Origin of the sequence: Algoriphagus kandeliae, from assembly GCF_004571135.1 — a bacterium.
Classification (GTDB): domain Bacteria; phylum Bacteroidota; class Bacteroidia; order Cytophagales; family Cyclobacteriaceae; genus Algoriphagus; species Algoriphagus kandeliae.
The window spans coordinates 464,495-482,109 of sequence record NZ_SPSB01000004.1 but is presented as its reverse complement, the minus strand read 5'-3'; the positions used below and the strand labels follow the sequence as shown (position 1 = coordinate 482,109).

Here is a 17,615-nt window from a genome sequence, read left to right as displayed (position 1 = left end):
TAAAATTATTCCGTCTCAGTGATTCCGCTGAGATGGAATTTTAGGATTTATGAAAAAATTAGACCTTTTCCTGAGGCTAGAACTTGCTTCTGTTGCTCTCCTGTTTCTTGGACTATTTTCCTGTTCAAAGGAGAAAACTGTTCCGATTTCTTTCTCACCGGAGGTGGTTTCGAAGTATTTCCATACCGGTAACTCACTAGGCCAATTTTATTTTTTCAATCAGGTAAGAAATGATTCATTGCTTGTATTTAATGTTTATAATCATGCACTTGATATTATCGATACGCGTTTGGATTCGGTGGTTTCTTCCATTCCATTTGAATTTAATGGACCAAATGCTGTCAATGAGATCACTAGCTTTTATTACCACAATGAAGATTCTATTTTTTTGGCAGAGAATAATCAAGCCATTGTATTGATCAATAGTAAAGGGCAATTGAAGAGAAGGTATGGTGATTTTGAGAGTAGCTTTGAGACTGGTGAAAGAGAGAAGGTATATGATAATAGTCCTTCCCTTCGATTTGCGTCCCAACTTTTATACAATTCTGACGCGCAAGAAATATTCCTTTATTTTATGAGTTTTAACCAACCAGAAAAGAAAAGGATATTTGCCTCGTATTCACTAGAGACAGGGAAATCGAAATCTATCCCTATTCACTATCCAGCCAATTATCTAGGTAAAAGGCTTGATTTGAGTAAACTTTTTTTGACTTCAGCGACTCTCGATAGAAAGGGCTTCGCATATATTTTTTCGGGCAGTCCAGAGGTTTTCCGATATGATTTTCATAGTTCCAGTATCAGTTCTGTAGAGGCAAATCCACCTTGGAAGAAGGTCAAAGCAGATGATATTCCATTCGGTCCTATGAATACTTCTGAAAAACAGTCATTCATGGCGGAAAACCCTTTTTATTATAAAATTTTCTATGACTCTTACAGAAACGTTTTTTATCGACTAAGTAGTTCTCCACGGCCAAACTCCACCGAAGCTGATTTTCATTATGTCAATTACAATAAAATTTTGGTTTCGATTTTGGATTCCAAGCTTAATTTGATTTCGGATTTTTATCTGCCAAAGAAGGATACTTATAATGTGGGATTTTCATTTGTGACTTCCGAAGGGCTTTGGATTAGTTATAATAGTAAAAATCAGGATGATGAGAATTTCATTAAGGGTGACCTAATTCGGATAAAGGAATTGTCAAAGTGATTTTTGTTTTCCTGCCTTTCCGAATGCAGAATATTCCCTGCTGTTCTTCTTCTCCAGAACCAGCACAAGGAAAAATTGACAAAAACCTTCGGGGTTTCTAAAACCCCAAAGGTTTATGCAGTTGGCAAATGTTCAGCAATTGGGCCAAAAGCCAGGAAGTCGGAAATCGAATAAACGATCAAACCGAATCCTGAAATGACTTTAACTAGCAACTAGAGGCTCTTTTGAAAAAAATCTTAGTAAGCTTTTGACTTTTTCATGGGGGGGGGTATTATTTTTAGTTCAAGTTTTCGGCGCTGAGAACTTTTTAATAAATCGTTTAATTTTAAATCTTTGAAAAATGAAAAAGTTAATTAAAAAACTTGTTGCCAGCTCTCTTTTGATTCTTTTTTTGGGTGCTATGGCAAGCACCTCAATGGCCCAGAATAATGTTAAACTGTGTAGTTGGTCTGAAGAGGTTCAGTTTTGTTTAATGTCAGCCCCTGACGGTTATTGTGCATATGGAGGTGCTGATTGTTCGACAACCTATCCTGTAGTTGAGGAATCAGGACTTTAAGCCTTAAATTTCTAAATCAGGTCTTGTTTGTAAGAGCAAACGAGGCCTGATTTTATTTAAACTAATTAATCAATGAAAAAAAAGTTATTATTTCTTTTAGCTTTTGCACACTTTTCTTGTTCAGATATTAAAACAGCTTCTGATAATCCATTGGATTATATTATTGACACGACTTCAATCCCCATTGACCTTAAAATAGATCCTTACACACGAACATTGCAGTATTTTGATGGAAATTTGTATTGGTGGAATGCCAACCGTCAAACTATTTCAATCTTCGATCTTTCTAAGAAAACTCTAAAGAAATCAATAAAATTAGAGGAGGAGGGGCCAAATGGACTGGGAATGCCACTTGGATTCTTTGTTGCCAATAATGACAGTATTTATATTCCTACAATGGCCTATCAATTTGCATTGATAAATTCAGAAGGAGAAAAGCTTAATCAATATGATTATTTCAACTATTCAAAGCTAGGTGGAGTATTTGTTTCCATGACTAGGTTTTCCAATACTGTACAAACAGATGGAAATGGTCAGTATTTCTTTTTAATGGGCGACCTAAAAAACATTTTGCCTTCTGAGTTGAATGAAGAGGCACTAAAGAATTATCCTCCAATTTTCTCGTTTAATCAGAAAAAAGAAGAGTTTGATTATTTAGAATTTAAAGCTCCAGAATCCCTTTTGAGATTCAATAATTCAATAGATTTTGGTTTAGCTGCCACTTCTAATTCCCTGCTTCTTATACATGATCAAAGTAATACGTTATTTGAAATTGATTTTAATGGGGATAGCTACAGGGAATTTACCTTAAAATCAGATCTGATTCAGAATTTTTCCAACGAGTACTGGAATTCTCCAAGAATGTCTCAATCACCCACTGAAAATATCAATCTCATGTATAAAAGCTCAACAAATTTAGGTTTAGTCTTTGATCCATATAATAATCTCTTATTCCGCTTTGGATGGCCTGGGGAAGATATTTCAAATGACAAAGACGCTATGAAGTTTGGATATACGCCTAGATATTTCACCATTAGTATCTATGACGGAAAAGATTTTTCTTTAATTAAGGAGTTTACTCTTCCTAGAAACATGTATTTAAGCCATCATTATTTTATTAATGAAAATGGATTGAATTTATTTCCGATGCATCCGGATAATCCTTCTTTTAAAGAAGATGAATTGGTATTTCACACTTTCAACTTTGCTAGTCTGAAATAATCCTTTTTGAAATTCATGTTACCAACAACTCATTCTCTCGAAAATCTTTGATACTCTATATAATTTCTGGTCATAGATTGGTAGATTACATTATGGATATCAGTTCGAATTTCTGTTTTCCTGCTTCTCCAGAAACAGCACAAGGAAAAATTGACCAGAAACTTCGGGGTTTCTAAAACCCCAAAGGTTTATCGAACATGTCAAATGCTTAGATATTTAGCCTGAAACCGGAGGTCATTTTTAAGGTAAAAGCTCAGGCCTTGTTTTGATTTGTTTTATATAGTAGGATTTAACTATTTTTATCTTAGTGAATGGTAAGCGCTTAGTTAACGGACCTCCTAAAATGAAAAAGAATTGGTTAATTGTCAGTGGAAGTATTCTTCTCTCACTGACAATACTTTATCTGATTACATTTAATGTAATGCCACCGCTAGATCGAAGACAGCCTGGTAGTTTCACAAATTTTTATTTAGTCATTTTTACTCTTCCTGTTTTAGTTGCACCAATTTTGGAAGAGATCCGGTTTAGGGGTTTTTTGACAAATAATAAGGTGCTTCAATCGCTCTTCCTTTTGCTCACACCCCTAGGTTTGATTATAACTGGTTGGAATACACTCGTTTTTTTTCTTATGGTGATGCTCTATTGTCTTTTTTTTATTTATAAACGCTATAGCCAAGATTGGATTTTGGACTTACTTCTGATTGTTTCTTCTCTTTATTTTAGCATTCATCATTTGCCTTCACAAGCAAACTTAACTAGATCTTGGCTTCCCTTTTTAGCAATTTCTTTTTCTTTAGGACTCATACTCAGTTGGATAATCATCAATAAATCCATTTGGTGGGCCATGTTATTTCATGGGGCATGGAACCTACTAGGAGGCATTATTTTTCTGCTGGCTCTTCAATTTGTTTCTGAGGAATTACATATCGTGGATGGTGATGGTTACAAGATTGAATGGAAGAGGGTTCCTTTTTTAAAATCGAATGAGGGCTCCTTCAGTCCAGAAGGGAATGAGTTGCAGATTACCAATATGAATCTTCAGGATATTCTTGGTATCGTGAACCCAAGTTTATTGGATTCTTTTGCTATTTCAGAGCCATTTATGAAGTATGAAATAAAACTGGAATCAGAAGGTGGGTACGATGTATTGAAAGCGAATTTAATTGAGGCACTTGAATCTGATTCCCTTTTATTGAGGAAATAGGAGTTGAAATTTCAATCAAAAGGCTTGTTTTGAGAATGAGCTTCCTTCTTTTCTCAAATTCTCTGACTGGTACTACTATGGCTCAAATCAATTTCAAACAAAATGGGTGGTTTGAGCTGAATTTTATAATGGGTAGGGATCTTAAAAAAAATTAAACTCCAAAAAGGCTTTTGGGGACTTATTTATTTTTTAGCTAATGCTTCGTAAATAATATCGTGAACTTGTGTTCGAATTTCTTCACTAAGCAACTTTCGGTTTTCAGCTTCGGGATAGACCCGGTTGGAAAGGAAGACATAGATCAAATTGTTCTCTGGATCAGCCCATACACAAGTACCCGTGAATCCAGTATGGCCAAAGGTAGATTTCGGTGCTAATTTTCCAGCTGAGCCACCTTTGTCGGGCTCGGGTTCAGGTTTGTCCCATCCCCATCCTCTTCGGCTTTGAGTGGATTGACGCTTGGTGAATTCTCGGACTGTTCCGGGTTTCAGAAGGCTCACATCTCCATAATAACCCATGTTGAGCATCATCTGCATCATGACTGCCAAGTCATTTGCCTTGCCAAAAAGCCCGGCATGTCCAGCCACTCCTCCATACATGGCAGCGCCAGGATCGTGGACATAGCCTCTAACCTGTCTTTTTCGAAAAGCCACATCATTTTCAGTTGGAGCAATGTTATCCAAAGGCATCTTTTCAAAAGGCTTGAAGGTCATCGTGTAAAGCCCAAGAGGTTGATAGAAATTTTGATCCAAAAACTCATCCAAAGGTTGGTTTACAATTCGCTCGACCACAGCTTGCATAAAATACATAGTCAAATCGGAGTAAACGTATCGGTTCCTACCCCCTCGCTTAGGTAAAAGTTCAGATTCCACAGTCCATTGCCAAATACTGTCGCGGAGGGAATTATTAGCGTACATGTCATTGGAAACAGGTCTGCTGAATCCCGGGGCAGAAGAAGGTTGATAAAATTCCGATTTCCATTGGCCTCCTTCCACCGTTTTTGCATAGTGAGGAATAAAGGCCTTAAGTCCGGCTTCATGAGCCATCACCTCCTTCAAAACCAAATTGGCTTTGTTGGTGCCGCGCAACTCAGGTAGGTAATCCCCCAATGTCTTATTCATGTCTAGTTCTCCTCGGCTATGTAAGAACATTACGGCTTGTGTCGTGGCCAAAACTTTGGTGATGGAGGCTAAATCATAGACCGTTTCGGAATTTACCTTTGGGCTATTTCTATATTCCAATTGTCCATAGGATCGCTCAAAAACAACCTTTCCATCCTTTACCACTAACACATTGGCACCTGGAGTCGCTTGGATTTTGATAGCCTTATCGACCACTTCATCGATTTTATCCAGTGTTTTACTGTCAAGTCCTACACTCTCGGGTGTCCCGTAGGAAAGTCTATTCAATCCACTCAAAAAACCACCCACTCCAAAGGTGAATTGGGTTCCTGTAGAAACAGGCAAAATTCCCATAGCAGGACGACCTCCAAAAAGAATTTGGGGAGTAAGGTTTTGGGTCAAATCATTGTCTTCATAGGCTATTACAACATGATCTAAACCTTCGAAAAATCGAGTGGCATAGGCATTTCCAAAAAGAACTGTGACGATGTCCTGTCGTTCTTGAAGTTTACGAAGCAGGGCTACATCCCCGGGAGCTACACCAAATGCCCGCTTGGGATTGTTGGTGATTCCCATCATTCCCACTACCACCACATCAAAGTCCTCCAGTTTTTTCATCAGATTGTAATGCTCTGACTCACTGGCAGCTTTGGAGATGGTGAAATGCTCAAAAGGAGCGTATTTTGAAAGGGTTTTTTGAAATTCATCTCCTTTGCCTCCTATACTTACACTCGCAAAACGCTTAGTATCTAATTGTCGGAAAGGCAGAAGCTCATTTCTATTGGAAGCCACTGTCAAAGCCGCTGCAAAAAGTTTTTCTCGAACTTCTTCTGTTTTTGGAGTGACTATTCGCTCATAAAGCCCTTCCAATTCGATTGGCCAGTAATTGTTGAGTCCAACTTCATATTTGGCCTTAAGGATTTTTTTGACACGTCTATCGATTTCCCCCTGTTCGATTTTTCCATTCGCTACAGCATCTTTAATGAGTGCTTTTGCTTTTGATACATTTTGAGAGTAGAGCAACACATCATTCCCAGCCAATAAAGCTTGAAGGTCCACTTCTCCAGGGCTGTAGAATTTGGTAACTCCCTGCATATTCAAAGCATCTGTGAAAATCAGCCCTTTGAAATTCATCTGCTTCTGGAGCAAATCTGTTACTACTTTTTTGCTGAGGCTGGTTGGCTTATTTCCGGTTTCTTCTAAACTCGGAATATTCAAATGAGCTACCATGACTGACTTCAGGTTTTCCTTAAAAAGCTCCTGGTAGGGATAGAGATCGACTTCCCAAATCCGCTGCTCCGGATGCCGAATCAATGGAAGAGAATAATGACTATCGGACTCGGTGTCTCCATGTCCTGGGAAATGCTTAGCATTTGCAATGACTCCATGGTCCTGAAGACCTTTCATATAAGCGACCGATCGGGCTGCTACTGCTTGTGGATTTTCTCCGAAGGAACGATAGCCGATGACCGGATTATCAGGGTTGGAGTTGACGTCCACCACAGGAGCAAAATTGATATGCATTCCCAGTTCTTTGAACTGTCGAGCCATTTCTTTACCCATTTCATAGATCAAATCGGTATCGGGAATGGCTCCCAGAGTCATGGCTTTTGGGAAATCCGGGATGGAGTCAAAGCGCATCCCTATTCCCCATTCTGCATCCATCGCGAGAAGTAATGGGGTTTTGGCTTTGGATTGATAAAAATTCGTAAGCTTAGCCTGTCGAACAGGCCCTCCCTGGAAAAATATCAAGCCTCCCAGATTTTCCTTTTCGATCAGATTGGTGATTTCATTGACATGATTTTGGTCTTTGTTAGAATAGGCAGCGACCATAAAAAGCTGCCCCAAGCGCTCGTCTTCATTTAAGTTATTGAAAACTGAGTCGACCCAATTGAGCATGTCCATGTTCTCTGGTTCTGTCTCCACATCCATAGGATAGGAGTTGAGTCCATCCGATGGAGTGGTGAAACATAAGGCTAAGACACTTAGACTAGCTATTTTCCAGAGCCAATTCCGCATGCTGAATTGATTTTTTAAACTTGATTTTAACTTTAAATTTGTATGGCCTACCCTTGCATGTAGCAGTTGAAGTGTTAAACTTCTTCAAAAAAGACCCAATTGGAACTCCTTCAGGGAATCTTGACATTGAAGATAGTAAAGACCCTCCAACATTCGCCAACTTTGGAAGTTTAAAATCTTATAAATTTGATTTTCGGTTAAAACCAATTTTCAAATTCTAAATTCAGGCCAATTAGTCTTAAAATAATGAAGTTTCCCTCCATATTTCGTACAGCTAGCCCCAGCCGATTTGATATCAAGCCCCGCTATTATGACCCTGTCAAAGAGGAGCTAGAGCAGCGGACTGCCCGAATCAAAAAGGAATTGGAGGCAGAAGGAAAATTGGGTGGCGAAATCAGTGAAGAGGATCGATTGAAGCGATATGAAACCGGTATACGCGGATCTTTTTCTCAACATCAGGGAATTCGCCCAAGGGGAACAAGTGTTTTGGCTTCTACGGCCATGCTGCGTACCATAATTTTTTTGGTTTTGGTGGGTGGATTGGCTGGATATATTTATATCGGTCCGGTAATTTTCGAATACCTTCTGTACATCATGGTTTTGATTGCAGGTGGGTATTTTTTCACCAGACTCAAATCCAAAGCTAGCCGATGAGTGATTTGATTCAGCTTTTGCCTGACTCCATCGCAAATCAAATTGCGGCTGGGGAAGTGGTTCAGCGTCCTGCCTCTGCATTGAAGGAATTATTGGAAAATGCAGTGGATGCTGGAGCTACTCGTATTCAGGTAGTGGTGAAAGAAGCCGGAAAGCAACTTATCCAAGTCATTGATAATGGAAAGGGAATGACTCCTACCGATGCCCGAATGGCATTTGAGCGGCACGCTACCAGCAAAATCCGTAGTAGTGAAGATCTCTTTTCTATTAGAACTTTTGGCTTTAGAGGAGAGGCATTGGCATCCATTGCGGCAGTTGCTCAAGTCGAATTAAAGACTCGTCGCACGGATGATGAGTTGGGTACTTTGATCCAAATTGAAGGTTCTGAGGTGAGAAATCAGGAGCCTGTAGCCACCGGACCAGGGACTTCTGTTTCCATGAAAAATCTTTTTTACAATGTACCTGCCCGCAGGAATTTCCTGAAATCCAATCCTGTGGAAATGCGACACATTGTGGAGGAATTCCAGCGGGTGGCTTTAGCTTACTCGGAGATTTCCTTTACGCTCATGCAGAACGATATGGAGATTTTTCAGCTCCATGGAGGGAAATTGAGTCAGCGAATTGTGGGGCTTTTTGGTAAAAATTATCAATCCCAACTAGTGCCCTGTGAGGAACTTACCCCTCATGTGAATGTGAAGGGCTATATCGGAAAACCTGAATCAGCTAAGAAAACCCGTGGAGAACAGTTTTTCTTTGTAAACAATCGCTTTATCAAAAGCAGTTATTTGAATCATGCTGTTTCCAATGCCTTTGAAGGACTTATTCAGCCAGATCAGCATCCCTTTTATGTGTTATTTCTGGAAATAGATCCCTCTCATATCGATATCAATGTTCACCCTACCAAGACCGAGATCAAGTTTGATGATGAGCGAACGGTCTATGCGGTCGTACGGGCGGCAGTGAAGCAAGCTTTGGGAGCCCATCATGTAGTTCCTGCTCTGGATTTTAGTATTGATGTCAATTTCAAAGATAAATGGGATCAAGATCCCAATACCAAAATTGCGGTAGATCGGGAATACAGCTATAAAACGTTTAATACTCCTGAACTGAAAAAGGCCAACCCAAGTGGCTGGGAAAAACTCTTTGAAGGAGTACAACGAACGGTGGAAATAGAGAAGAGTTCGAATGATGAAGAGGAAACTGAAATTCTTACTTTTCCATCCCGGGCAAATACTGAGAGTGAGAGCAAGCTTTTGGGCTCTTCAGAAAGTCTTGAAAATACAGGGACGACCTTTCAGGTTGAAAACAATTACATCGTCGCTCAAATGTCTACTGGTTTGTTGATCGTAGATCAGCAAGCAGCCCATGAACGAATTCTATATGAACGATATTTAAGGCAGTTGAAATTGGCACAAGGCCCTTCTCAGCAAAGCCTTTTTCCTCCTGTGGTGGAATTGAGTCAAGGGGATTTTGAATTGGTTTCTGGATTGTTGCCTGAATTGCACAGTTTGGGATTTATGATTTCTGTATTTGGGAATCAAGCCGTTGTGATTCAGGGTGTGCCGGCAGATATTCAAGTTAGAAATGAAAAGGAGCTTTTTGAAGGTTTGATAGAGCAATTTAAAAACTTCAAAAATGAGCTTTCTTTGGAAACCCGGGAAAATCTTGCCCGATCTTTGGCACGAAGGTCCTCTCTCAAAAGAGGTCAAAAACTGAAAGATCAAGAGATGGAAACCCTCGTAGGCCAGCTTTTTGCCTGTCAAAACCCTAATTATGGGCTTTCCGGGAACAAAACCTTTGTAAAATTGGATTTAAGCAGCATCCACTCCTTCTTTGGGAAATAGAAAATTATGTTTAGAAATCTTACTCCCGTCGTACAAAATTTATTGTTGATCAACGTCATCTTGTTTTTGGTGAGTGGATTTATCTTGCCTCAACTCGATCAGTGGTTTGCGCTCTACTATATCGGTAGCCCTTATTTCAAGCCATTTCAATTCCTGACATACATGTTTATGCATGCTGATTTCTGGCATTTGTTCAGCAACATGTTTGGTCTTTTGATATTTGGCCCTTTGTTAGAACAGTTTCTGGGACCTAAGAAATTATTGACTCTTTGGATGGTTTGTGGAGTTGGTTCGGGGGTGTTGTATTCAGGCTATAATATTTATCGAGTCAATCAACTGGAAAGTCGGGTGGAGGCCTTTGATGCGAATCCTGATCCGGAGGTGTTTAACCGAATCGTTTTGGATAATCGGGGTTTCTTTGAGCGAAGTGTATTTGATTTCGTGGATGATTTCAGCCGAAATCCTGAGGATGCCGGAAAGGTGAGTCAAGCAAAACAGACCCTTCATGCCATTTTAGAAATTCAATCTAATATTCCAATGGTTGGGGCTTCAGGAGCATTGTTTGGGGTTTTGATAGCATTTGCCATGCTTTTCCCAAACACTCAACTTTTCCTGCTTTTCCCGCCTATGCCGGTCAAGGCAAAATATTTAGTTTTATTTTACGGCCTTTATACGCTGTACAACGTATTGGTGAATAACCCACTGGATAATGTTGCTCATTTTGCCCATTTGAGCGGTTTGGTGATCGGAGCAGCTTTGGTTTATAAATGGAAAAAAGACAGAAATAGCTTCTACTAGGATGTACAATAGCTTTTGGGATAATCTTAAAAACGCATTCAGGCAGCAAGGGAATAGCCTTTACAAGCTGATAGCCATCAATTTAATCGTATGGCTAAGCTTTATGGTGATTCGGGTTTTGATGACTATCGGAGGCTTTGGTGATGTCTATGCTAGCCTGATTTCCTGGTTTATGATGCCTGCCTCCTTGGATCGTTTGTTGATTCAACCTTGGAGTATTTTTACCTACATGTTCTTGCATGAGGGTTTTTTTCATATCCTTTTCAATATGCTCTTTCTGTATTGGTTTGGACTATTGATCCATCAATATCTAGGAAGTCGGAAGCTCGTAAATCTCTACATTCTAGGGGGACTAGCAGGGGCTTTGTTCTATGTATTGATCTATAATTTGGCTCCCTATTTCAGCAATTCCGTCAATTCATCTCTGATGTTGGGAGCTAGTGCAGGGGTATTTGCCATTGTAGTCGGAGCGGCAACCTTGACTCCCAATACCACCTTTTTTCTTTTATTGATTGGACCGGTTCGGATAAAGTATATCGCCATTTTTTATGTGATTTTATCCTTTGCTAATTCTGCTGGAGCGAATGCAGGAGGGGAACTTGCACACTTGGGAGGAGCTTTGATGGGCTTCCTTTACATCACACAATTGCGTCGAGGCATTGACTGGGGAGTTCCTGTACAAAAAGTCGGAATTTTCTTTGAAAATCTTTTCAAACCTTCCCGATCCAAAGTAAAGGTGAGTTACCGAAAAGCAAAAAGCAAAAGTGGAGGCTTTGGTTCTTTTGGTCGATCTGAAAGTGTTTCTTCTTCACCTTCTAAAGCTTCGAATGAAACGACACAAGAGGAAATCGACCGTATCCTAGATAAAATTGCAGATAAGGGTTATGATGCCCTGAGCAAGGAAGAGAAGCGAAAACTTTTTGAATTCAGCAAAAAATAATCAAAGCGGAAAAGCCAATCCTACCCGAAATCCGGCTTCTTGGGGAGAAGTGCTTTGAAATCGGAATTCGGTACTGAGTCCCACCCATTCTACAACGCGGATATAGGCACCCACGCCTACATTTGCCCCCTTATTGGTGCGCCTGATCCCAGGATTTCCAGGCTGAGTATTTTCCCAGTTTTGACTATATCCTATCAGGAAATAGAGTTGTGATGGACCTTCGGAAATGTAATACCGGAAGTCTGCACTGAAATTCGTTCGATTACCCACATTGGGGAAATAGCTGGTCACGCTTGGCATGATGGCGAAATGGTCGACAAAGAAAAATTCAATTCCACCTCCTACTCCAAACTCCTTCCACCTCAGGCCATAAGTTCCGAAACCATGAAATCGTGCATCTCCTTGTTCCTGTGTCTGAGCGAAGGAAGGAAGAGAAAAGGAGACCAAGAAAAAAGAAATCACCAAAGCCTTTTTCATCATCTGTCAATTGTTTGCAGAAATTAGAAGGCTTTGGTGAGTAAAGCAAATGACTTATTCGAAAATCCTTGAAAAACGAAGGAAATGCCCTTCCTGATCCATCCCTTCCACGATAATTAAATGCCTCTTTGACTGGTCTGTATTAAAGTATTCAAATTGAATTTTTCCTGATTCATCAATCTCCACCAAAGGATTCCAGTAAATGGTTGCCCGTTTGTCGGTGATGGCATTTTCAGTAGTTTTCTCTAAGTAATCGGGTTGGTAAAATTCCCGTGCAATAGAGTAACCTCCATAAGTGGTCACTAAGGTTCCTCCCACACTCTGATAGCTTCCTCCTCCGGTTTTGGTGTAAACCGCGATAACTCCATTGGCTCCTTGGGAACCAAAAATAGCGGCTCTGGCAGGGTCTTTAAAGACATCTACACTAGCCACATCCCGAGGATTGACTTGTAAAAGGGTAGCGGCATCTACTGGAAAATTATCCAGCAAATAAAGCGGTTCCGTTCCGGATGAAAGGGACCCCACACCGCGAATCTGTACGCTTACATCGAGGCCATTTACAAAAACCTGAACCCCGGAGACTCTTCCTTGAATTAATTGGAAAACATTGGTGTAACCTACAGATGCAGGGATCTTTTCAGGATCGATAGTGACATCTCCGCTTCCAAATATTCTACGAACGTCTTCTTCTCCTTCTACAATTGTTTGACCTTCTACCGTTACTCCCTCGAGGTCAACTAAGTCTGGATCCTCATTCAGTTGCTTCATCAGGATTCGAGCTTCATAACTCTCGATTAATGATTTTGGCCAGTCCAATTGATTGGGGTATTTTCCTTTGATTTCAGTAAATACCGGTTCTGGACGAATCACTTCCACATCGATGAAATTCTTCAAGCGATTGTCTTCGGCTGTAATGGTGACTTTTGCCGAGTCCTGATATTCCAAATCTCTGAAGATGAACCTACCATTTGGGCCAAATTCAGAAGTTACGATTTCGATTCCTTCACCTACCAAAGCCGTGATTTTTCCACCGGATAATCCTCTTCGGGTATCTTCTTGATCAGTCACCTGTCCTTCGATATTGATCCCCCGTTCGATGAAATAGTTTACTTCTAGGATTTTATTTTCCAAGACTTCATTCCAGGTAATCCTTCTCCAGCCGTGAGTAAGCATGACCAAGTCCAGCGCAGCTAGGGTTTCAGGATCTTGATTTCTAAAGTAATATCCTGGATTATGGATTCTTCCGGGAAGATCTGAGCTTAATAAAAGATTAGAGGCTATGGTGCCGTAAATCTCACTTTCATCCTGGACCTGCTCGGCATCCAAAACCGCTAAAGAGAAAGTGCCTGAAGTTGGATTCTCTTGGATTTTGCTTGCTAGTTCAAGGCGAAGTTTTTCTCGTGGTTGTATGCTTCCCACGAGATTTGCATTCAGGCTTAAATTTGCTGAAGGCTGAACAAAAATCAATCGCTCCAAAACAGGAACCCCTGATTCATTTAAAACGGAAATTTGATTCACACCCGCAATCAGATTTTCTTTTGGAATTCGGACTCCCCATACGCCATTAGTCAAGGTGCCTTGAATCATGTAATTGATGATTCCCCGAGTTTGACTTACCAGTAAAAGTGGGGAAGGAGCAGTGTTACCTTGAATGAATACAGTCAGGTAACTCGCTTTTGGATTATCCACCACCTGCATGGCAAGTCCTGTTTCCTGCGGTTCCGGAAGGTTGATGCTTCTACTTTCTCCGGTGGTTGGATCAACTAGCTCAGCCGTATAATTCTTTTTGGAAGGAGTGATTTCAAATTTTCCTAATCCTGCAAAATTGCTTTCAAAGGAAATCTCTTCTCCTTGAATCTGACCTTTGATTTGCAAAGGTTCTCCGTCAGGAGCTACAGCACGAAATGCCAGATTTGCCTTTTTACCTATAACCCAATTTCCTCCTTCTGGTAAAAACTGAATATCTGCAAGCGAGAGGCTGTATGGAAGTCGGATTTTTTTGCTGACAGGATAGTTGCCATTTTCTAAATAGGTCAGTTCGGCATGAAGACCTTCGAAAGCCTTTTCAGGAATGGAAAATGAAAAAGAAGCCTGTCCATCAGAATTAAGAAGTAGATTCTGTTTATGAATTTCTTCTCCTGATCCTTTTATTATCAGCTCTATTGTTTCACCAGCTAGAGGATTTCCAGCCTGATTTATTGCTGAAAATTGAGTCTGATAAATGACTTTACCAGATTGGGAAGAAATGCCGGTGACATTCAATTGGGGGAGAAAACTCCCAGCCGCCCCATCAATGACCATAAATTCACTGCTGAAAAAATATTCTTCACCAAAATTGCGCATCCAAGCTGTGTAGGCTTTGACTCTATACATACCAGGCTTCCCAAATAGAGGAATAGAAAAATCCCCTTTACCTCTTCCATTTTCCAAGCGGACGATTCGTTGCTCCAAAAGAAGACCATCTCCATCGAAAAGATCTACATAAAGGGTTTTGCTCAAAGGAGAAAGAATTTGAGAACTTCCTGCCACCAAATACGCACTAAACCAGAGATCTTCGCCTAAAGTGTAGGTGTGCTTGTCAAAGTGTAAATGGACTTTTTCAGGAGGGCTTTCCTTTTGGTAAGTGTCAAAATACTCCTGGATTTGCTTCGGTAAATCCTGACTAAAAAGAGGTTGCTGAATGTAGGCCAAAACAAAAAAGGCCATTAAAAATTTTCGAAAAGACATAGGATAGTTGGTTTTGTTTTAAAGTTTCGTAAATAAACTAACTTAATTCATTTAAAAAACTAAAAAAGTCTTAAATTTTGGATAGCTCGGCAACTTCGTTTTTGTTTGCCAACTGACCACAGGCTGCATCGATGTCCTGACCTCTTGATTTTCTCACTTTTGCAATGATTCCCTGCTGTTCCAAAATTTGGACATACATATCCACTGCTTCCTGTTTTGCTTGCCGAAACTCCCCCTCATCAATGGGGTTGTATTGAATGATGTTGACTTTGGATGGAATGATTTTGCAGAATTTCGCTAGCGCTTTTGCATGGCGCTCATCATCATTGATCCCCTCCCAAATCACATATTCATAGGTGACTTTTCGCTTGGTTTTCTGATACCAATATTTCAAAGCATTCGCCAACTCCTCCAAAGGACTGGAATCATTGATAGGCATTAGTCGGGAGCGAGTCTCATTGATGGCAGAGTGGAGTGAGATTGCCAAATTGAACTTCACCTCATCGTCAGCTAGCTTTCGAATCATTTTGGGAATACCCACCGTGGATAGGGTGATTCTTCTTGGAGCCATTCCCAAGCCTTCCGGAGAGGTGATTTTGTCTATGGCAGACAATACATTGTTGTAATTGAGAAGAGGTTCACCCATTCCCATGAATACAATATTGGTGAGAGGCCGCTGAAAATAAGTTTCTGCTTCCTCTTTAATTGCTACTACCTGATCATAGATTTCGTCAGGATTCAGGTTACGCATGCGTTTCAATCGCGCAGTTGCACAAAAATTACAATCCAGGCTACAGCCTACTTGAGAGGATACGCATGCTGTAATTCTTTTATTGGTAGGGATTAAAACCGATTCGACGATTTTATCATCAAATAGCTTTACCGCGTTTTTGATGGTGCCATCCTGGGAATGCTGCATCAAATCAACCTGAATGTGGTTGATTTCAAAATGCTGCTTGAGCAATTCCCGAGTAGTTAATGAGATGTTTGTCATCTCATCGAAGTTTTTCAAGGATTTGTTCCAGAGCCATTCATAGACTTGTTTGGCCCGAAATTTTTTTTCTCCCTGAGCCACAAAAAATTCCTCCAAGTCACTGAGACTAAGCTTTCTGATATCCCTTTTTTGGCTTTCTCCCATACTGCAAAGCTACGAATTTGAATTGATGCATTTCATAAACCCGGATAGGCAAAAATAAAATCCCTAAAACCATGAATTGGAAACAAATTTTTCATTCTTGTTTATAACTTTGATTCAATATTTCCGCTCAACCGAATAATATTTTGAAAATTCAGATTATCAACGGCCCCAATCTCAACCTTTTGGGAAAGCGAGAGCCAGAAGTGTATGGAAGTAGGTCTTTTGAAGAATATTTAGAAGAGCTCAAAAGTCAATTTCCCTCTGTAGAAATCCATTATTTTCAAAGCAATGTGGAGGGAGAACTGATCAATAAAATTCAGGAAGTAGGCTTTGACTTTGATGGTATACTCTTGAATGCAGGTGGCTATACCCATACTTCTGTTGCAATTTCGGATGCTATTGCTGCTGTAAATACCCCAGTACTCGAGATTCATATTTCCAATATTTACAAGCGGGAAGAGTTTCGTCATAAAAGCATTATTTCCAAATCTTGTGTTGGGATGATTTCGGGGCTAGGCCTGAAAGGCTATGAGCTCGGAATTCGCTATTTTCTTTAAACCTCCAAACCTATGCTTACCTTTTCCGCAGGACCTTCTAAGGTCTATGATATGATGCCTCAGTACCTTCAGGATGCCTATCAGGAGGGAATTCTCAGCGCGAATCATCGAAGTGCAGCCTTTATGAATATGTATCAGGAAGTGCAGCGATTGTTTCATGAAAAGCTCCACATGCCAGAGGATTACCAATTACTATTCACCTCTTCGGCTACCGAGAATTGGGAAATTATTTCGCAGTCCATTGTTGAAAAAGCAAGTTTTCATATTTACTCAGGCTCCTTTGGAAAAAAATGGATCAACTTCGCCCAATACATTATTCCCAATACATCAGGAATCAAAATCGAGGCAAATGAGGTGATAAATGTTCCTCATTTAGAAATCGGAGAGGAGTTTGATTTGATTGCAATCACCCAAAATGAAACTTCCAATGCCACGCAGGTTCCAATGGAAGTGCTGGAGCAGATTCGTGAGAAATATCCCGAAAAACTGATTGCGGTGGATACAACCTCGAGTATGGCTGGGATTGAACTTAAGTTTGAATTGGCGGATATTTGGTATGCATCGGTTCAAAAGTGTTTTGGCTTGCCTGCCGGATTGGGAATTTTGATTTTGTCTCCGCGCGCCATCGAACAGACCGAGCGAAAAGGGGAAAAGGGACGCTATAATAGTTTGAATTTTATGCTCGAAAACGCCCGTTCCTTTCAGACCCATTATACCCCCAATGTGTTGGGAATTTATCTCTTGAAGCGGGCTTTGCATGATATTCCAGAGATACAGCATATCGATGAAAACCTTCGTGATCGTATTCAAAAGCTCGAACAATGCATCATTCAAAGCAAAAGTCTTCGGCTTTTGGTGGAGAATTCAGAGACGAGAAGTACGACCGTGCTTGGGGTCACTGGAACAGAAAGCCTTATTAGCGAAGTGAAAAAAGCGGCTGAAGCAGAGGGAATGCAATTGGGAAGTGGCTATGGTCCATTGAAACCCACTTCCTTTCGGATCGCTAATTTTCCGGCAATAACAGATTCTGAAATCGACCGACTAATTGGTTTTTTGATTAAATACTAAAGTCAGGATTTTAAATCGATAAAAGCACAGCCTAATTTAATTTGATAGGGTAAAAATCATCTTGGCGAATTATTGCAAAGCAAATTT

14 protein-coding genes are annotated in these 17,615 nt (G+C 40.3%); 10 read left to right on the top strand and 4 right to left on the bottom strand.

The annotated features are described in order from the left end of the window. Positions 1–49 precede the first annotated feature (49 nt). The 4 genes from E4S40_RS14425 to E4S40_RS14410 all read left to right on the top strand — a co-directional run bounded on the left by E4S40_RS14425 (position 50) and on the right by E4S40_RS14410 (position 4,188). Positions 50–1,207 carry a DUF4221 family protein gene (locus E4S40_RS14425; protein WP_135075606.1) on the top strand — a complete coding sequence of 386 codons (1,158 nt, stop codon included), beginning with the start codon at positions 50–52 and terminating at the stop codon, positions 1,205–1,207. Positions 1,208–1,547: 340 nt separating this feature from the next. Further along, positions 1,548–1,763, top strand: coding sequence for a hypothetical protein (locus tag E4S40_RS14420; protein WP_135075603.1), 216 nt, complete (start codon positions 1,548–1,550; stop codon positions 1,761–1,763). 72 nt (positions 1,764–1,835) lie between these two features. Beyond that, the gene (locus tag E4S40_RS14415; protein ID WP_135075600.1) at positions 1,836–2,984 is read left to right on the top strand and encodes a DUF4221 family protein; all 1,149 of its coding nucleotides are present in this window, start codon (positions 1,836–1,838) and stop codon (positions 2,982–2,984) included. Between the two features lie 343 nt (positions 2,985–3,327). Next, positions 3,328–4,188 (top strand): CPBP family intramembrane glutamic endopeptidase, encoded by an 861-nt coding sequence (locus E4S40_RS14410; RefSeq protein ID WP_135075597.1) that lies wholly within the window; start codon positions 3,328–3,330, stop codon positions 4,186–4,188. A 182-nt stretch (positions 4,189–4,370) separates the two neighbouring features. On the opposite strand, the gene E4S40_RS14405 is transcribed toward E4S40_RS14410, so the two are convergent. Next, positions 4,371–7,325 (bottom strand): glycoside hydrolase family 3 N-terminal domain-containing protein, encoded by a 2,955-nt coding sequence (locus E4S40_RS14405; RefSeq protein WP_135075594.1) that lies wholly within the window; start codon positions 7,323–7,325, stop codon positions 4,371–4,373. Positions 7,326–7,571: 246 nt separating this feature from the next. Here E4S40_RS14405 and E4S40_RS14400 point away from each other — a divergent pair, with 246 nt between their 5' ends. Genes E4S40_RS14400 through E4S40_RS14385 form a run of 4 tightly spaced genes read left to right on the top strand, consistent with a single transcriptional unit; the run spans position 7,572 to position 11,561 of the window. Further along, complete coding sequence (locus E4S40_RS14400; protein WP_135075591.1) at positions 7,572–7,979, top strand: hypothetical protein; 408 nt, start codon at positions 7,572–7,574, stop codon at positions 7,977–7,979. Beyond that, positions 7,976–9,823, top strand: coding sequence for a DNA mismatch repair endonuclease MutL (gene mutL / locus E4S40_RS14395; RefSeq protein WP_135075588.1), 1,848 nt, complete (start codon positions 7,976–7,978; stop codon positions 9,821–9,823). The genes E4S40_RS14400 and mutL overlap by 4 nt, the downstream gene beginning before the upstream one ends. A 6-nt stretch (positions 9,824–9,829) precedes the next feature. Then, entirely contained in the window at positions 9,830–10,621 is a 792-nt protein-coding gene (locus E4S40_RS14390) for a rhomboid family intramembrane serine protease (protein WP_135075585.1), read from the top strand. A gap of 1 nt (position 10,622) precedes the next feature. After that, complete coding sequence (locus E4S40_RS14385; RefSeq protein WP_135075582.1) at positions 10,623–11,561, top strand: rhomboid family intramembrane serine protease; 939 nt, start codon at positions 10,623–10,625, stop codon at positions 11,559–11,561. Here E4S40_RS14385 and E4S40_RS14380 read toward each other — a convergent pair whose 3' ends face one another. From E4S40_RS14380 to rlmN, 3 genes are all read right to left on the bottom strand, one after another. After that, positions 11,562–12,041, bottom strand: coding sequence for a hypothetical protein (locus E4S40_RS14380; RefSeq protein WP_135075579.1), 480 nt, complete (start codon positions 12,039–12,041; stop codon positions 11,562–11,564). Between the two features lie 51 nt (positions 12,042–12,092). Next, positions 12,093–14,765: a TonB-dependent receptor plug domain-containing protein gene (locus tag E4S40_RS14375; RefSeq protein WP_135075576.1), complete on the bottom strand. Its 2,673-nt coding sequence runs from the start codon at positions 14,763–14,765 to the stop codon at positions 12,093–12,095. 70 nt (positions 14,766–14,835) lie between these two features. Next, positions 14,836–15,903, bottom strand: coding sequence for a 23S rRNA (adenine(2503)-C(2))-methyltransferase RlmN (gene rlmN, locus E4S40_RS14370; protein ID WP_135075573.1), 1,068 nt, complete (start codon positions 15,901–15,903; stop codon positions 14,836–14,838). Positions 15,904–16,046: 143 nt separating this feature from the next. On the opposite strand from rlmN, the gene aroQ reads away from it, so the two are divergent. Continuing rightward, positions 16,047–16,460, top strand: coding sequence for a type II 3-dehydroquinate dehydratase (gene aroQ / locus E4S40_RS14365; RefSeq protein ID WP_135075570.1), 414 nt, complete (start codon positions 16,047–16,049; stop codon positions 16,458–16,460). Between the two features lie 12 nt (positions 16,461–16,472). After that, the gene (locus tag E4S40_RS14360; protein ID WP_135075567.1) at positions 16,473–17,528 is read left to right on the top strand and encodes an aminotransferase class V-fold PLP-dependent enzyme; all 1,056 of its coding nucleotides are present in this window, start codon (positions 16,473–16,475) and stop codon (positions 17,526–17,528) included. Positions 17,529–17,615: the final 87 nt, after the last annotated feature.

Coding starts and splice junctions, on each gene's coding strand:
- E4S40_RS14420 (WP_135075603.1), top strand. CDS start 1,548: ATGAAAAAGTTAATTAAAAAACTTGTTGCCAGCTCTCTTTTGATTCTT.
- E4S40_RS14385 (WP_135075582.1), top strand. CDS start 10,623: ATGTACAATAGCTTTTGGGATAATCTTAAAAACGCATTCAGGCAGCAA.
- E4S40_RS14425 (WP_135075606.1), top strand. CDS start 50: ATGAAAAAATTAGACCTTTTCCTGAGGCTAGAACTTGCTTCTGTTGCT.
- mutL (WP_135075588.1), top strand. CDS start 7,976: ATGAGTGATTTGATTCAGCTTTTGCCTGACTCCATCGCAAATCAAATT.
- E4S40_RS14375 (WP_135075576.1), bottom strand. CDS start 14,765: ATGTCTTTTCGAAAATTTTTAATGGCCTTTTTTGTTTTGGCCTACATT.
- E4S40_RS14380 (WP_135075579.1), bottom strand. CDS start 12,041: ATGATGAAAAAGGCTTTGGTGATTTCTTTTTTCTTGGTCTCCTTTTCT.
- E4S40_RS14390 (WP_135075585.1), top strand. CDS start 9,830: ATGTTTAGAAATCTTACTCCCGTCGTACAAAATTTATTGTTGATCAAC.
- E4S40_RS14415 (WP_135075600.1), top strand. CDS start 1,836: ATGAAAAAAAAGTTATTATTTCTTTTAGCTTTTGCACACTTTTCTTGT.
- rlmN (WP_135075573.1), bottom strand. CDS start 15,903: ATGGGAGAAAGCCAAAAAAGGGATATCAGAAAGCTTAGTCTCAGTGAC.
- E4S40_RS14360 (WP_135075567.1), top strand. CDS start 16,473: ATGCTTACCTTTTCCGCAGGACCTTCTAAGGTCTATGATATGATGCCT.
- E4S40_RS14400 (WP_135075591.1), top strand. CDS start 7,572: ATGAAGTTTCCCTCCATATTTCGTACAGCTAGCCCCAGCCGATTTGAT.
- E4S40_RS14410 (WP_135075597.1), top strand. CDS start 3,328: ATGAAAAAGAATTGGTTAATTGTCAGTGGAAGTATTCTTCTCTCACTG.
- E4S40_RS14405 (WP_135075594.1), bottom strand. CDS start 7,325: ATGCGGAATTGGCTCTGGAAAATAGCTAGTCTAAGTGTCTTAGCCTTA.